The organism is Actinomadura sp. 6K520, assembly GCF_004349245.1.
Lineage (GTDB): Bacteria > Actinomycetota > Actinomycetes > Streptosporangiales > Streptosporangiaceae > Spirillospora.
Map to the genome: position 1 here is coordinate 36742 of NZ_SMLC01000038.1, position 15597 is coordinate 52338.

The following is a 15597-nucleotide window of genomic DNA, read 5'->3' on the forward strand; positions in this document are numbered from 1 at the left end:
GGTGCCGTGGGGCATCAGGGAAGACCCTGACCGTCCCCTGATTCGAGTTCCCGGTATTCCTTTCCGGGGGTCAGCTTCCCGCCGAACAGCTCGGTGACGGTCACGAACACGTAGCCCTTGGCGGCCAGCTTGTCGATGATCTCCGGAACGGCCCGCACGGTCGTCGGGTGGATGTCGTGCAGCAGCACGATGCTGCCGGGTTTCGCCTGCTTGAGGACCCGGCGCTCGATGTCGTCGCTCTCGCGGTGCCGCCAGTCGAACGGGTCGACCGTCCACAGCACCTGCGCCATGCCCATGCGCCGAGTGATGCGGGCCAGGCGTTCGGACGTCGACCCGTAGGGCGGCCGCAGCAGTTTGGACGTGACCCCGGACGCGTTCCGAATCGCGTCCTGCGTCCGGGTCAGCTCCGAGACGATCGTCTTCTTGGACGCCCTGCCCAGGTCGGCGTGCGTGTAGCTGTGGTCGGCGATCTCGTGCCCGGCCGCGTGCTCGCGCCGCACGAGGTCGGGATGCTCGGCGACGTTCTCGCCCACCAGGAAGAACGTCGCCTTGACGTTGCGGGAGGCGAGGATGTCGAGCAGTTCGCCGGTGCTCTCCGCCGGGCCGTCGTCGAACGTGAGCGCCAGGCACTTCACCCGCGTGCAGTCGGGCGGCGGAGGCTTCGGCTTGGGCTTCGGCACCTCGCTCCTACGCTCGGGGGCCTTGTCCTTCGCCGCGGTGAGCCGCACCGGTCCGTCGTCCGGGGCCAGTGTGCTCAGCCATCCGCATACCGCCGCCACGAGCACGGCGGCGGCCGCCCGCCGGACCACGCCTATCAACACACGCCCCCCGCTGCTGATCCCCCGAGGGCCGACAGTCTAGGGCGCGGCGCCCCGCCGGACGGGGATGCCGCCGCTGTGTCGGGAACCGCGGGTCCCGCCGAGCCGTTATCGTCGTAGACCGCACCGACCCCGGAAGAGGTCCGGGGGCCGCACCAGACGACGGGACAGGCATGAGGTTCCGGGATCGATTCGGGCTCCGCAAGAACCGCGGGTCCTCGGTCACGAGGCTCGACCGCGAGGCCACCGACTCCGACATCGAGGCGCTGATCGCCTTCGCCCGCAGCCGCCGCGGCGTGGAGTTCTTCGTCGAGCCGGAGACGTTCGCCACCGACACCACGGCCGTCGCCGTGGCCCACGACGGCGAGTGGACCCGCCGCCGCGTGGGCTCCCCCAAGGTCATCGGCAAGGTCGCCCGCGACCTGAAACTCCCCATCTACGACGTCCAGATCGTCGGCTACCCGGCCCGCATGCGCGCCTGGAACGCCCGCAACCCGGACCGCCGAATAGACCCCGGCGGGCCACCACCTTCCCCGTCGCCGAGCCCGTGCCGACGAAGCCGCCACCCGGGACATGCAACCAGCAGCCACGCAAGCCGAGACCACAATGCTCAGGTCTCAACACGCGGCCTGGTCGCGGGTGGTGGGTCAGCCGGCTTCTCGTTCCTCCCCATAGGCGGCGGCCAGTTGGTCGGGGGTCGTGTGCAGGCGGACCTTCGAGGGTGGGATGCCGGCGTTGATGATTTCGCGGAGGAGGATGGCCATCGAGTAGGCGGGGTCGGTGTCCAGCGCTCTTTCGAGGGCGACGTTGGCCAGGCCGCCGTCGCCCGCGGAGTAGGCGGCGAAGGCCAGGAGGGACGCGGGCGCGGGGACGTAGGGGGCTTCGACACGGCGCAGGACGTCGCGCCAGAAGGCGATGTCGGCGGCGGGGGCGTCCTCGTCGATGCGGATCCATGCCTCGTCGCGGATGCGCAGGTCGGTGAGGAGGATGCCGAGGCGGGCCACCTCGTCGTCGGTCGGGGCGGCGCCGGAGCGGGTGCCGGTGCGGGCGAGGAGGGCGAGGACGAAGGCGAGGCCCTCGCCCGGGGCGGGGCCGGGGCGTCTCTCGGCGCGTTCGGTCGCGTCGCGCATGGCGGCGCGGGCGGGGCCGTCGAGCGGCTGGACGGAGCGGACGAGTTCGGAGCGGTCCGCGAGGGCGACGTGGCCGGCGTACGTCGCCTGCGCGGCGAGGGCGCTGGCGGATATGTCGTACGGGGTCCCTTCGGCCGGGCAGCAGTCGTCGTCGCAGGTGAGCGACCACCAGCGGCCGTCGGCGACCCGGATCGCCTCGGCGGCGGGGACGCCCGCGGCCTCCAGCGCGGCCCGCATCGCGGACGCCGACTCGCCGACCTCCCCCGGCGGCCCGTAGCCGAGGACGAGGGACCGGGCGAAGCCGTTGCCGGCGAGGAGGGCCGCCACCTTCCCCGCGGCGCCGGCCGACGGTAAATCGAGCCTGATGGCGCAGGTGCCGTGGGCGCGTCCTTCGAAGCCGATCACGACGAGGCTCCGCGAGGGATGGAAGCCCAGCAGGTAGGGGACGGCCGCGATCGCGTCCTGTGCCGATCGGATCACCAAGGGTGTCATGTCGTCGAGGTTCGCAGCGCGGCGGTTCCGGGGCCACGGGGAACGCGAACTGTGGATAACTCCGGGGCGGACGCGGGTGTCCGCCGCGGACGGTAGCGTTGGGCGACGTGCCCGCCCCTGATCTGCTGACCGCCGGCGAAACCAAGATTCCGGACACGGCGTCCCTTCTCGCCGCGGCCGTCGCGTCCATCGGGGGCGCCGAGCGCCCCGGCCAGGTGGAGATGGCCCGCGCGGTGGAGGACGCGATCGAGTCCGGGGAGCATGTCGCCGCGCAGGCGGGCACCGGCACCGGGAAGTCGCTGGCCTACCTGGTCCCCGCGATCCGGCACGCGGTGGAGAAGCAGACGACGGTGGTCGTGTCGACGGCGACCATCGCGCTGCAGCGCCAGCTCGTCGACCGCGATCTGCCGCGCCTCGCGGAGAGCCTCGGGCCGCTGCTCGGCACGGAGCTCAAGTTCGCGATCCTGAAGGGGCGCCGCAACTACCTGTGCCTGCACCGGGTGCAGACGGGCGTGCCGGAGGAGGACGAGGGCCCGAGCCTGTTCGATCCGCAGCAGCTCTCCTCGCTCGGACGGCAGGTGAAGCGGCTCAACGAGTGGGCCGAGGAGACCGGCACCGGCGACCGGGACGAGCTGGTGCCGGGCGTGAGCGAGCAGGCGTGGCGGCAGGTGGCCGTCACCGCGAAGGAGTGCCTGGGCGCCCAGCGCTGCCCGCACGGCACCGAGTGCTTCGCCGAGCTGGCGCGGGCGGAGGCGGGCGAGGCGCACATCGTGGTCACCAACCACGCGCTGCTGGCGATCGACGCGCTGGAGGAGTTCCAGGTCCTGCCCGAGCACGACGTGGTGATCGTGGACGAGGCGCACGAACTGGTCGACCGGGTCACGTCGGTCGCCACCGGTGACCTGAGCGCCGCCGCGGTCGAGATGACGGCCCGCCGATGCGGGCGGCTCATCGAGGAGTCCACCGCCGACCGCCTGAAGGAGTCCGCGGAAGGTCTCGGCCTACTTCTGGAGGACCTGCCCACCGGACGTATGGACGTCCTCCCTCCGGCCCTGGGCAACACCCTCGCCGTCGTCCGGGACGCCGCGCACGCCTGCATCAGCGCGCTCGGCCCCGAGAAGAAGGACTCCGACCCAGGCGATATGGCCGCGCGCAAGGCCGCACGGTCGTCGCTCGAAGAGCTGCATGAGACGGCCGTACGCACCCTGGAGGCGTTCCAGCCCGAGATGGCCGAGCGCTTCGACGTGGTGTGGCTGGAGAAGCCGTTCGTCCAGGACGGGCGGCCGAAGCGTCCACCGGCGTTGCACGTCGCGCCGATCGGGGTCGGCGGCCTCCTGCGCACCACGCTGTTCGAGCGGCGCACCGCGATCCTGACGTCGGCGACGCTGACGCTGGGCGGGTCGTTCGAGCCGCTCGCCCGGCAGTGGGGCCTGCCGCCGCTGAACGAGAAGGGCGCCGGGCGGGACGCGCTGACGGCGGCCGAGGGGCTCGCCCGCACGGCGACCGAGAAGGGCGAGGCGAAAGGCGAGGCGTCCGAGGTCGTGTGGTCCGGGCTCGACGTCGGCTCTCCGTTCGACCACCCGAAGGCGGGCATCCTGTACGTCGCGCGGCACCTGCCGCAGCCGGGACGGGACGGCCTCGCCGACGCCTACCTGACGGAGATCACCGAGCTGATCGAGGCGGCCGGCGGCCGGACCCTCGGTCTGTTCTCCTCGATGCGGGCCGCGCGGCAGGCCGCCGACGAGCTGAGGGACCACCTGTCCCACCCGCTGCTGTGCCAGGGCGACGACTCCACTTCCCTGCTGGTCAAGCAGTTCGCCGAGGACGAGCGGACCTGCCTGTTCGGCACCCTGTCGCTCTGGCAGGGCGTGGACGTCCCCGGCCCCTCGCTGCAGCTCGTCATCATGGACCGCATCCCGTTCCCCCGCCCGGACGACCCGGTGTCCTCGGCGCGGTCACGGGCCGTGGCGGCGCGCGGCGGCAACGGCTTCATGGCGGTCGCCGCGACGCACGCGGCGCTGCTGCTCGCCCAGGGCGCCGGGCGCCTGCTGCGTTCGATGGACGACCGGGGCGTCGTCGCCGTCCTCGACCCGCGCCTGGCCACGGCGCGCTACGGCGGCTTCCTGAAGAACTCGCTGCCGCCGTTCTGGGCGACGACCGACCCGGGCGTCGTCCGCGGCGCCCTCCGCCGCCTCGACGACGCCGCCACGACCGCCTCCTAGCGGTCCGCCACCAGAGGCGGACGCGGCCGCGGCGGCGCCCCGGGGGTCAGCGGCGGTAGGAGTGGAGGAACTCCCCGATGCGGCCCACGGCCTCCTCCAGGTCGTCGGCGTACTGGAGCGTGACGACGCGGAAGTGGTCGGTGGCCGGCCAGTTGAAGCCGGTCCCCTGGACGACCAGGAGCTTCTGCCGTTCGAGGAGGTCGAGGGCGAAGCGCATGTCGTCCTCGATCGGGTACATCTCCGGGTCGAGGCGCGGGAAGACGTACACGGCGCCCTGGGGTCTGACGCAGCTGACACCCGGCAGGTCGTTCAGCAGCTTCCAGGCGCGGTCGCGCTGCTCGCCGAGGCGGCCGGTCGGCAGGACGAGGTCGTCGATGCTCTGGTAGCCGCCGAGCGCGGCCTGGATGGCGTGCTGCCCGGGGACGTTCGGGCAGAGCCGCATATTGGCGAGGATGTCGAGGCCCTCGATGTAGGACTCGGCGTGCTCCTTCGGCCCGGACAGCACGACCCAGCCGGAGCGGAACCCCGCGACCCGGTAGTTCTTGGACAGGCCGCCGAAGGTGAGGCACAGCAGGTCCGGGGCCAGGGACGCGATCGGGACGTGCTCGGCGCCGTCGTAGAGGATCCGGTCGTAGATCTCGTCGGCGAAGACCATGAGGTTGCGGCGGCGGGCGACCTCGACGATGCGCGACAGCACCTCCCGCGAGTACACGGCGCCGGTCGGGTTGTTCGGGTTGATGATGACGATGGCCCGGGTCCGGTCGCCGATCTTCGACTCGATGTCGTCGAGGGAGGGCTGCCAGCCGTCGTCCTCGTCGCACAGGTAGTGGACGGGCGTCCCGCCGCAGAGCGACACCGACGCCGTCCACAGCGGGTAGTCGGGCGTGGGGATCAGCACCTCGTCGCCGTCGTTGAGCAGCGCCTGCAGCGTCATCACGATCAGCTCGGACACGCCGTTGCCGAGGTAGACGTCCTCGACGTCGATGCCGCAGACGCCGTTGTCCTCGAAGCGCTGCACGATGGCGCGGCGGGCGGGCAGAATCCCCTTGGAGTCGCTGTAGCCGTGCGCCTCCGGCAGGTTGCGGATCATGTCCTGGAGGAGTTCGGGCGGGGCCTCGAACCCGAACGGGGCGGGATTGCCGATGTGGAGCTTGAGGACGTTGTTGCCCTCGGCCTCCAGCTGCTTGGCGCGCTTGAGCACCGGACCGCGGATGTCGTAGCAGACGTTGGTGAGCTTCCCCGATTGATTGACCTGCATGGACTCACCCTACAGACGCGCGGCCCCGCGAACGTGGAAGCAGTGGCCAAGACCCGTCCCCTCCCGCGCCGGGGCGAGGGGACGGGTCCGGCGGCGTCACGGCGCGGAGATCGCGGACAGGATCGCCAGGCGCGCCGCGCGCCGCGCCGGCCGGATCGCGGCGAGCGCACCCGCCACCGCACCGACCAGCGCGATCACGACGAGCTGGGCGACGGGCGGGGCGAAGGGGTTGCCGAGCGCTCCGCCGAGGCCCCAGCCGAGGAACAGGCCGAGCCCGAGCCCGCCGGCCGTGCCGAACAGCGCGACGATCACCGACTCCCAGCGGACCATCGACCGGATCTGCGGGCGGGTCGCTCCGACGGCCCGCAGCAGCCCGAGTTCGCGTGTCCGCTCGTGGACGGCGAGCGACAGCGTGTTCGCGATGCCCATCAGCGCGATCACGATGGCGAGGATGAGCAGCCCGTACACGACGGTGATGAACCCCTGCTGCTCCTCGGTCTGGGACGCGACATAGTCGTCCCTTGACTGCACCTCAGGCGCGCCGTACTGCTTGCCCAGGTCGGTGAGCGCGCGCGCCGCCACGGCCGTGGACGCCCCAGGCACCAACTCGACGAACGCCCGGTTGTCGAGCGGCTGCCTGGTGTGCGCGTCCCATTCTGTGCGCGGCACCAGGTAGTCACCGGTCAGATCGGTCTTCTCATAGACGGCACCGACGGTGAGGCGCTGCGCGGCACCGTCCGCGAACGTGACGTCCACCTGGGAACCGGTGCTCCAGCCCTTCTCCTCGGCGACGGTCTTCGACACCGCGAACGTGCCGGCGTCCGACAGCACGCCCTGGTCGACCCCCAGGTCGAGGACGCGCCCCAGTGCGGACGGGTCGGCCACGCTGACCACCGACGGGTCGCCGTCCACCCGCAGGTTGCCGCTGCCGACCCCGGCGACCGCGCTGACCTGCGGCAGCTTTGCGGCGTCCTGGACGAGCCGGGTGCTGAACCCGCCGGTCTCGTTGTTGCCCGCGTTGACGACGAGCGGACCCTTGAACGACCCGGCGACGCTGCTCTCCAGCGACGCGCCCAGCGACCCGATGAACACCGTCATCAGCGTGACGACCCCCACGCCGATCATCAGCGCGGCCGCCGCCCCGGCCGTGCGGTGCGGGCTGCGGGACGCGTTGCCGCGCGCCAGTGCGCCGGGAATGCCCCGCAGCCGCGCCGCGGGCCCGCCGACGACCGACGCCACCGGCCGGGCGGCGACGGGGCCGAGCACGACCATCGCGACGACGGCCAGCAGCGCACCCGCCGCGGCCGGTGTCATCCGCTCGGCGACGCCGCCGAACACGACGGTGCCGGCCGCGACCGCGGCGAGCACGCCGCCGACGATGACGCGGGTGGGGGACGGGCGGTGCGCCTCCGCCGCGACCTCGCGCAGCGCGGCCAGCGGCGCCACCCGGGACGCCTTCACCGCGGGACCGAGCGCCGCGATCAGCGTGACCAGCAGCCCGACCGGCACGGCGATCAGCAGGGTGGTCGCCGACACCGTGAGGCCCTCCATGGCGATGCCGATCCGGAACGCGGTGAACATCTGCCTGAGCAGCTCGGCGAACCCCATCCCGCCGGCGAGCCCGGCGAGGGTGGCGGCGCCGCCGATCACCAGGGCCTCGAAGCCGACGATCGTGACGACCTGCCGGCGCCCGGCGCCGAGGGCGCGCAGCAGCGCCGACTCGCGGGTCCGCTGCGCCATCGTGATCGCGAACGTGTTGTGGATGCTGAACGCCGCGACGAGCAGCGCCACCGCCCCGAACGCGCCGAGCACGGTGCGGAAGACGTTGAGGAAGCCGCTCTCGACCTCGCTCATCCCCTCCTCGACCTGCGCCTCGGTCGTGATCGCCTCCGCCCCGGACGGCAGGACGGCCTGCACCCGCGACGCCAGCTCGTCCGCGCCGACGCCGTCGGCCGCCCTGATGGAGACGCCGCTGATGCGGTCGCGCGACTTCGCGACGTGCTCGCGGGCGCCGTCGAGCGTGAACGCCGTGAACGACGTCTCGCCGAACGCCTCCTCGGCACCGAACATGCTGATGCCCACGACCGTCACGGGAACCCGGTCGGGGGTGAGCACCGCCGTCCGGTCACCGACGGCCAGGCCGCCCTCGTCGGCGAACATCCTGTTGATGACGACCTCGTCCGGCGCGCGGGGCGCCCTGCCCTCTGCGAGCCGGTAGGGGTTGAGCTTCGGGTCGGTCATCCAGTTGCCGGCCGTCCGGGGGCCGCGTGACTGGATCGTGGCGCCGTCCTTGGCGAGCAGCTGCCCCGAGCCCTCGATGACCGGTTCGGCGTTCGCGACGCCGTCCACCTGCCGCACCCTGTCGAGGACGGCCGCGTCGATCTGCCCACGGGACCCCCACGGCTGGTCGCTGACCCGGGTGGAGCTCCGCACGCTGACGTCGGTCTTGCCGTAGGCGTTGGCGTAGTAGCCGTCGATGCTGCCTGCGAGAGTGTCACCCAGCACAAGCGTCCCGGTCAGGAACGTCACGCCGAGGAAGACCGCCGTCAGGGAGCCGGCCATCCGGCGCTTGCGTCCCCACAGTTCTTTGAAGACGAGCCGGATCATCGGTGGTCCCCCAGCCCTCGCATGCGGTCCAGCACCCGGTCGGGCGTGGGGGCGTCCATGACGTCGACGACGCGGCCGTCGGCGAGGAACACCACCGAGTCGGCGTGTCCCGCGGCGACCGGGTCGTGGGTGACCATCGCGACCGTCTGGCCGAGGTCGTCCACGGCGTGCCGGAACAGGCTCAGCACCTCCCCGCCGGTGCGGGAGTCGAGGTTGCCGGTCGGCTCGTCCGCGAACACGATCTGCGGGCGGGTGACGAGCGCCCGCGCCAGCGCCACCCGCTGCTGCTGCCCGCCGGACATCTCCGCCGGACGGTGCGCGAGCCGGTCGCCCAGCCTCAGCACGCGGACGACCGTGTCCAGCCACTCCCGGTCGGGCGCCGCGCCGGCCAGCGTCATCGGCAGGACGATGTTGTCGTGCGCGGTCAGCGTCGGGAGCAGGTTGAACGCCTGGAACACGAACCCGATCCGCTCGCGCCGGAGCCGGGTGAGGCGCCGGTCCGACAGCACCCCGAGTTCCTGGTCGCCGACGTAGACCTTGCCGGACGTCGCGTCCTCCAGGCCCGCCACGCAGTGCATCAGCGTGGACTTCCCGGCGCCGGACGGACCCATGATCGCGGTGAACCGGCCCGCGGGGAGCACCACGCTGACGTCGTCCAGCGCGCGCACCGCCATGTCACCGGACCCGTACACCTTGGTGAGATGGACCGTGCGTGCGCCGCCGTTCACGGTGGCCTGGCCCTCGTTGCTCGCCGGTCTTGCTTCTGCTGCGTTTCCCATGCCGCGGATCGTCGCGGCACGAACCGGCATCCGTCATCGGGCGAGGAGAGACACCGCGGCTGCTCCCGCTGCGGCATGCCGGGCCCCTCGTCTACGCCCGCCGGTTGACACGCGACCGCCGGTGAAGCCGATCCGAAGACGTCCTGAAGGCCCCGGCGGCTTCACTGAAGGCAGTGAAACCTCACGGGCCCGACTCCCGGAGCCGAGCCGGAAAGGACCATGACATGGCGGTTACGGCGAGCACGCCACGCCTCCTGCGGAAAAGGGTGCCGGCCTTCGTCGCCGCCCTCGCCGTCCTGTTCTCCGTCTCCTCGGTCACCGCTGCGGCGGCGCAGGCGGCGGAGACGAAAGGCGAGGGGCGCCCGAGCACGGCCGGCGCCGAAGCAAGGGCCTGGATCCCGCAGGTGATTCCGATCTCCAGCCCCGAGCGGGTGTGGCGAGATGTGAACGGGACAGAACGCCGCAATCTGCTCTGGAACTGCCCGAGCGGGTGGGCATGCGTCGCAGCCGGCGAGGGCGACGGCCAGCACACCGTGTACTGGCTCTACTACTGCAGCCAGCGCAGCCTCACCAACTTCATCGACGCCGGTGCCGTCGTCAACAACCAGACCGGCGGCGCAACGGTCCGCCTGAAGAGGCAGGACGGGAGCGTCAAGGAGGAGATCGCGGCGAGGAGCGGTGTGATCGTGGGCGTCGACTGGCGCCCGATCTGGTACATCGACCCGTGCTGACGTAGCTCCCACCTTCCGCCACATGTCGAGGGCGGCACCCGCCGGGTGCCGCCCTCGCTGCTCGCTTCCGGTCCCGGCCAGGCCACGGACGGACCGACGGCCACGGCCACGGCGGTAGTGGACTCGTGGTCCAACTGTGACGCGGCCAACATACATGCAGGCTTGATTGCTTGTATGTGTGCTCGTACCGTCGGAGGCGTGTCAGTAAGCAGTCGCCGACGTCATGGGCGCGGTTCGTCCAGCCGCCGCACGCAGGAGGAACGCCGGTCCCGCACGCAGGCCAGGCTCCTGGAGGCCACCATGGAGTGCCTGGTGGACCTCGGCTGGTCCGGGACGTCCACCACGGAGGTCGCCCGCCGCGCGGGCGTGTCCCGCGGGGCGCAGCAGCACCACTACCCGACCAAGATGGTGCTCGTCGCGGCCGCGCTCGAACATCTGCTGGAGGCGCAGCGGCTGGCGTACGAGACCGCGTTCGCGGTGCTGCCGGCCGAGCGCCGCAACGTCTCCGGCGCGCTCGACCTGCTCTGGGAGGTGTTCCGCGGCCGGCCCGCCAAGGCGCTCATGGAACTGGCCGTGGCGGCCCGCACCGACGACGAGCTGCGTCCCCTGTGCCGCGACCTGAACGAGCGGATCCTGCAGGTCATCCTGGAGACCTTCGAGCGGCTGTTCCCGGAGAACACGCTGCCCCCCGATTTCGTCCCGACGATGCTGCGCGGTGTGTTCGCGATGTTCGTCGGGCTGTCGATACAGAACGCGCTGGACGACGACGCCGACGGCCACCAGCGGGCCGTCCTCCGCCAGGTCAAGGACGTCGCCCAGCTGATCATCCCCGAGCCGGGGCATCCCACCCGCGCCCCGATGCCCGACACGCCCGCCGAGGACGGCGAGAGCCGCATCAACCCCTGACACCCCCGAACCCCGTCGGCCCCGTCCGACAGCACCACCCCGAGGGAGCGACCGACATGCCGAAGGCCCCCACCGAACTCGCCGACGAGGTCCGCGAGCAGGTCAAGGACAAGAAGTCGTATCTGGGCGTCATCGACCGCCTGAACAAGGCGTCGGTGGACAAGCACTGGGAGGCTTACGCCGACATCCCCTGGGACGACCCCGAGTTCCAGGTCGACAAGAACGACCCGCGCTGGGTGCTGCCGGCGTCCGACCACCTCGGCCAGACGGCCTGGTACCAGGCGCAGCCGCCGGAGGTCCAGGCGCAGATCGGGCTGTGGCGCGTCGCCACCGCGATGAAGATCGGACTGCAGTTCGAGAACCTGCTGAAGCGGGGGCTGCTCAACTACGCCTACCGCCTGCCGAACGGCCGGCCGGAGTTCCGGTACGTCTACCACGAGACGACCGAGGAATGTCACCACGGGATGATGTTCCAGGAGTTCGTGAACCGGACGAAGATGCCGATCCGCGGCATGCCGCGCTCGCTCAGCCTCATCGCGCAGGCGGCCCCGTGGATCCCGCTGGTCAGCACCGAGATGTTCTTCGTGTTCGTGCTCGGCGGCGAGGACCCGATCGACTACGTCCAGCGCAAGCACCTCAAGGGCGGGCACATCAAGCACCCGCTCGAGGAGACCATCATGAGGATCCACATCGCGGAGGAGGCCCGGCACATCTCCTTCGCCCGGCACTACCTCCGGCACCGGGTCCCGAACATGAACCCGGTGCGCCGCCGGATCCTCGGCTTCGCGACGCCCATCGTCCTCGGCATCATGGCGCGGATCATGCTGTCCCCGCCCGGCCCGATGGTGCGGCACTTCAACATCCCGAAGGACGTCGTCCGGCAGGCGTACAAGAGCGAGACGGCGCAGGCCGAGATCTCCGACTCGGTCGGCAAGATCCGCGACCTGATGGCCGAGCTCGACACGATCGGCCCGGTCGGCAAGCAGCTCTGGAAGGCGTTCGGCATCTGGGACGAGCCGAAGAAGCGCCGCGCCGTCCAGCCGGCCAAGGCCGCCTGACACCACCGCCGCCGCGCGCATCGCGGCCCCGTCTCGGGCGGGGCCGCGAACCCGTAGAATCCCCGCAATTAACGCTGAATACAATTGATCGAGCGGAGCGCCCAATGAGCATCGCGATCGTCACCGGAGGAGCGTCCGGCATCGGCCGGGCGATCGCCACGGCCCTGGTGGCGCGCGGCGACACCGTCGTGGTCACCGACATCAACGCCGAGGGCGCCGGGAAGGTCGCCGACAAGCTCAACACGCTCGGCAGGGGCAAGGCCACGTCCGCGCACCTCGATGTCGCGGACGCCGACGCCGTCGCCGACCTGTACAAGGGCGTGCGGGCCGACCACGGCCACCTCGACCTGGTGTTCAACAACGCCGGCATCGGGATCGGCGGGCTGGCCGAGGAACTGACGCTCGACCACTGGAACCGCGCGATCGACATCAACCTCAAGGGCGTCGTGCACGGCGTCCACGCCGCCTACCCGATCATGCTGGAGCAGGGGCAGGGGCACATCGTCAACACCGCCTCCCTCGCCGGTCTCGTCCCGATGCCGATCGGCATCCCGTACACCGCCACCAAGCACGCCGTCGTGGGCCTGTCCCTCGGGCTGCGCGCCGAGGCCGCCGGCCGCGGCGTCAAGGTCAGCGTCGTGTGCCCGAGCTTCGTGGACACCCCGCTGCTGCACAACATCAACCCGGACCTGCCGGAGACGGCGCTGAGCGGCGACGCCACCGCCGACATCTCCAAGGCGTCCCCCCGCTTCTACACGGCCGAGAAACTGGCCCGCGACATCATGCGCGGCGTCGCCAGGAACCAGGCCCTCATCGTCGCCCCCGCCCACGGCCGCGTCGCGTGGCGCGGCGTCCGCCTCAACCCGGGCGCCGCCGTCCGCATCGCCCAACTGGCCGTGAACCGCGTCCGCGCGGGCAAGTGACCGGTCAGCGGTGACCACCAAGGTCCACCGAGTTCGTTGACCTGCGACGTATTGTCGCCATTCGGCAGCCGCCCCGCGGGCGTCCAGATGGCGAAGTGGGGAAGGTCTACGGGCGCCGAGTGGCCGACATAGTCTGAAGACGTGGAACGCATCCTGGTCAGCTCGTGCTTGGCGGGCCGACGCGTCCGCTACGACGGTGCGGCCAAGCCGGTCGGGGCGGCCCTCTTCGAACGCTGGCGGGCCGAGGGCCGCCTCGTTCCGTTCTGCCCCGAGGTGTCGGGCGGCTTGGCGGTCCCCCGCCCACCCGCCGAGATCGTCGGCGGCGACGGGCACGCCGTCCTGGACGGGACCGCCCGGGTCCGCACCGACGCGGGCGAGGACGTAACGGCCGAGTTCCTCCTCGGCGCCCGCCTGGCCCTCGACACCGCCCGGCGCTCCGGCGCCCGAATCGCCCTCCTCAAGGAGAGCAGCCCCTCCTGCGGCAGCGACCGCATTTACGACGGTACGTTCACGGGGACGCCCATGCCAGGAGATGGCGTGACGACGGCCCTCCTGGAACGGGCAGGCATCCGGGTCTTCAACGAGAACGACCTGGCCGCCGTGGACGCTTTCCTGCGAACGCTGGAAACAACCGAACCCTGACCGAGCGGCCACCATTGCCGTCGATACTTTCCATGGAAATAGTTGCCATGTAGAGTATCGGTATGAGTTCGGACGACACCACCACGGGACGCTTGCTGTGGCAGGTCACGACCCGTTGGCGGGCCGCGGTGGACCGTGCCGTCGCCTCGCTCGGCCTGACGCACGCCCAGTACACGCTGCTCGGCTCGCTGTACGGCCTCTCCCGGTCCGGCACCCGTCCCAGCCAGCGCGAACTCGCCGACTTCGCCGGCCTCGAACCGATCTACGTCTCCAAACTCGTCCGCGCGCTGGAAGGCGCCGGCCTGGTCGTCCGGACCGAACACCCCACCGACCCGAGGGCACTGCAACTCACCCTCACCGACCAGGGGACGGCGGTCATCCGCGAGGCCGTGACCGTTGTCCATGCCCTCCAGGAGGAACTCACCGCACCGATCGGCGGCATCGCCGGACCGCGGAACCGCGACCTCATCCGCACGCTGCAAGCCCTGCTCCACCCTTCAGACAGGAGCGAGAAGATGACCAAGACCCAAGTGCTCACCGGACAGGACATCTCAGAGGCGCACGGCGCCGTCCGCAAACTGCACGAACAGATCCTCCACGGCAGCGGCACCACCTCGAACGAGCAGATCACCCTCCGCGTGGTGGCCGTCCGCGGCCCCTGGACCACCCGTACCGCACTGCGCGACTATCTCCAGGACCAACCCCAACTGGCCCTCGACCAGTCCGCCGCGGACCGCCTCCTCGACAGCCTGGAACAGCGAGGACTGATCACCACCGACACCCCAGTAGTCCTGACAGCGCAAGGAAAGGACCTACTCGACCGCCTGACGGCCACAGTGCAGGGCACCGCCGCCCGCCTCTACGACGGCCTCTCCCCCGATGACTTGGCCGTGGCTCAGCGCGTCCTGACCAAGGTCACCGAACAAGCCGAGCACCTCCGTCGACAACTCTGACCCCGCCCAATCAGCCGCCACGCCACCGAGCCACTCGAAGGGCGACACCAGCTCACCACCGACCTACACCGGCCGGCCCCAAGCAAGTTGATGCGACCCGTTCCGCACCACCAAGCGGCGGCCGCACACTCGTCGCACTCGCCCGCGAACTGGGCGATGTAGGCGTCGACCTCGGCCTGCAATGCCTCGGCCAGCATCCGCCGGGCACCGTCGCGGACGATCTCGTCGACCACCGAGCCCGACGGCACCGGGCCACCTACGGAGCGATCACCGCCAGCGGGGTCCGGGACTCCGCTGAGCATGGGTGTACCTTCCCGACCGACGTCGGCGCGTCGGCCATCCGGGAGACTCAAACGATCACCGGGAAGGTACACCCCTCCCGGCAGATCCGCAGGTCTCAAGCATTGCTCTGCCGAAAAGCATGAACGTATGGTCCATGTCAGGCATGCCCTCGTCAGGCCGCAGAACCACCGCTCCGGCTCGCCCCTGCCAAGCGCCCTGGTGCTCTGCCCGGGTCATCATCCCCACAAATGGGCCGGGAGCCTGTCTGCGGAAAGGGAGGAGAGTTCCTGGAGGAGCAGCCAGGCCGCGGAGTCCAGGTCACCGCCGCTGTCGAGCGCATGAATCTAGTGGGCAATGGCGTCACGCCCTCAATGGATGACCGTCTCCTCGACACCGAATATGAGCGAGTCCGTAGAAATGAGAAAGGGCCCCGCCGTAACGGCGGGGCCCTTCCCTTAATATATGTCCGGCGGTGTCCTACTCTCCCACACAGTCTCCCATGCAGTACCATCGGCGCTGAAGAGCTTAACTTCCGGGTTCGGAATGGGACCGGGTGTTTCCCCTTCGCCAAAACCACCGAACGTTTCAACGCACCACCCGAAGGCGGGCAAGTCAACGTCCGAGCACAACGGCTCAGCATTCAATTATACAATCACGGGTTGCTCAGGGTTGTTTCCTGAGAACCACACAGGGACGCGAACAACTCACACAGCGATTCACCTTGAACGAATTGTGTGTTCAAGCCACTCGGCCTATTAGTACCGGTCAACTCCACACGTTACCGCGCTTCCATACC

The 15597-nt window shown here is 70.8% G+C and carries 12 protein-coding genes, 1 rRNA gene and 2 pseudogenes; 8 read left to right on the plus strand and 7 right to left on the minus strand.

Annotated features, from left to right (window positions below):
• Positions 1 to 14: 14 nt before the first annotated feature.
• Positions 15 to 821: a polysaccharide deacetylase family protein gene (locus E1289_RS13185; RefSeq protein ID WP_243712796.1), complete on the minus strand. Its 807-nt coding sequence runs from the start codon at positions 819 to 821 to the stop codon at positions 15 to 17.
• A 170-nt stretch (positions 822 to 991) separates the two neighbouring features.
• Here E1289_RS13185 and E1289_RS39565 point away from each other — a divergent pair.
• Positions 992 to 1312, plus strand: a pseudogene (locus E1289_RS39565) (hypothetical protein); the annotation flags it as partial.
• 153 nt (positions 1313 to 1465) lie between these two features.
• Here E1289_RS39565 and E1289_RS13195 read toward each other — a convergent pair.
• On the minus strand, positions 1466 to 2440 hold the full coding sequence (locus E1289_RS13195) for a DUF4192 domain-containing protein (RefSeq protein ID WP_131979717.1): 975 nt from the start codon (positions 2438 to 2440) through the stop codon (positions 1466 to 1468).
• 107 nt (positions 2441 to 2547) lie between these two features.
• Here E1289_RS13195 and E1289_RS13200 point away from each other — a divergent pair, with 107 nt between their 5' ends.
• Complete coding sequence (locus tag E1289_RS13200; protein ID WP_243712797.1) at positions 2548 to 4662, plus strand: ATP-dependent DNA helicase; 2115 nt, start codon at positions 2548 to 2550, stop codon at positions 4660 to 4662.
• A 46-nt stretch (positions 4663 to 4708) separates the two neighbouring features.
• On the opposite strand, the gene E1289_RS13205 is transcribed toward E1289_RS13200, so the two are convergent.
• From E1289_RS13205 to E1289_RS13215, 3 genes are all read right to left on the minus strand, one after another.
• Positions 4709 to 5920 (minus strand): pyridoxal phosphate-dependent aminotransferase, encoded by a 1212-nt coding sequence (locus tag E1289_RS13205; RefSeq protein WP_131979720.1) that lies wholly within the window; start codon positions 5918 to 5920, stop codon positions 4709 to 4711.
• Positions 5921 to 6016: 96 nt separating this feature from the next.
• Entirely contained in the window at positions 6017 to 8527 is a 2511-nt protein-coding gene (locus E1289_RS13210) for an ABC transporter permease (protein ID WP_131979723.1), read from the minus strand.
• Positions 8524 to 9306 carry an ABC transporter ATP-binding protein gene (locus E1289_RS13215; protein WP_131979726.1) on the minus strand — a complete coding sequence of 261 codons (783 nt, stop codon included), beginning with the start codon at positions 9304 to 9306 and terminating at the stop codon, positions 8524 to 8526. The genes E1289_RS13210 and E1289_RS13215 overlap by 4 nt, the downstream gene beginning before the upstream one ends.
• 224 nt (positions 9307 to 9530) lie before the next feature.
• Between E1289_RS13215 and E1289_RS13220 the strand changes: the two genes are divergently transcribed.
• From E1289_RS13220 to E1289_RS13245, 6 genes are all read left to right on the plus strand, one after another.
• Positions 9531 to 10037 (plus strand): hypothetical protein, encoded by a 507-nt coding sequence (locus E1289_RS13220; protein WP_131979729.1) that lies wholly within the window; start codon positions 9531 to 9533, stop codon positions 10035 to 10037.
• 198 nt (positions 10038 to 10235) lie between these two features.
• On the plus strand, positions 10236 to 10943 hold the full coding sequence (locus E1289_RS13225) for a TetR/AcrR family transcriptional regulator (protein WP_243712798.1): 708 nt from the start codon (positions 10236 to 10238) through the stop codon (positions 10941 to 10943).
• Between the two features lie 56 nt (positions 10944 to 10999).
• Positions 11000 to 12001 carry a diiron oxygenase gene (locus tag E1289_RS13230; RefSeq protein WP_131979731.1) on the plus strand — a complete coding sequence of 334 codons (1002 nt, stop codon included), beginning with the start codon at positions 11000 to 11002 and terminating at the stop codon, positions 11999 to 12001.
• Between the two features lie 104 nt (positions 12002 to 12105).
• On the plus strand, positions 12106 to 12924 hold the full coding sequence (locus tag E1289_RS13235; RefSeq protein WP_131979734.1) for an SDR family oxidoreductase: 819 nt from the start codon (positions 12106 to 12108) through the stop codon (positions 12922 to 12924).
• Positions 12925 to 13065: 141 nt separating this feature from the next.
• Positions 13066 to 13566 (plus strand): DUF523 domain-containing protein, encoded by a 501-nt coding sequence (locus E1289_RS13240; RefSeq protein WP_131979737.1) that lies wholly within the window; start codon positions 13066 to 13068, stop codon positions 13564 to 13566.
• A 62-nt stretch (positions 13567 to 13628) separates the two neighbouring features.
• Positions 13629 to 14519: a MarR family transcriptional regulator gene (locus E1289_RS13245; protein WP_131979740.1), complete on the plus strand. Its 891-nt coding sequence runs from the start codon at positions 13629 to 13631 to the stop codon at positions 14517 to 14519.
• A gap of 90 nt (positions 14520 to 14609) precedes the next feature.
• Here the strand turns inward: E1289_RS13245 and E1289_RS13250 are convergent.
• A pseudogene (locus tag E1289_RS13250) lies at positions 14610 to 14821 on the minus strand (IS256 family transposase); the annotation flags it as partial.
• Between the two features lie 444 nt (positions 14822 to 15265).
• Positions 15266 to 15382: ribosomal RNA gene (gene rrf / locus E1289_RS13260) — 5S ribosomal RNA — on the minus strand.
• Positions 15383 to 15597 lie beyond the last annotated feature (215 nt).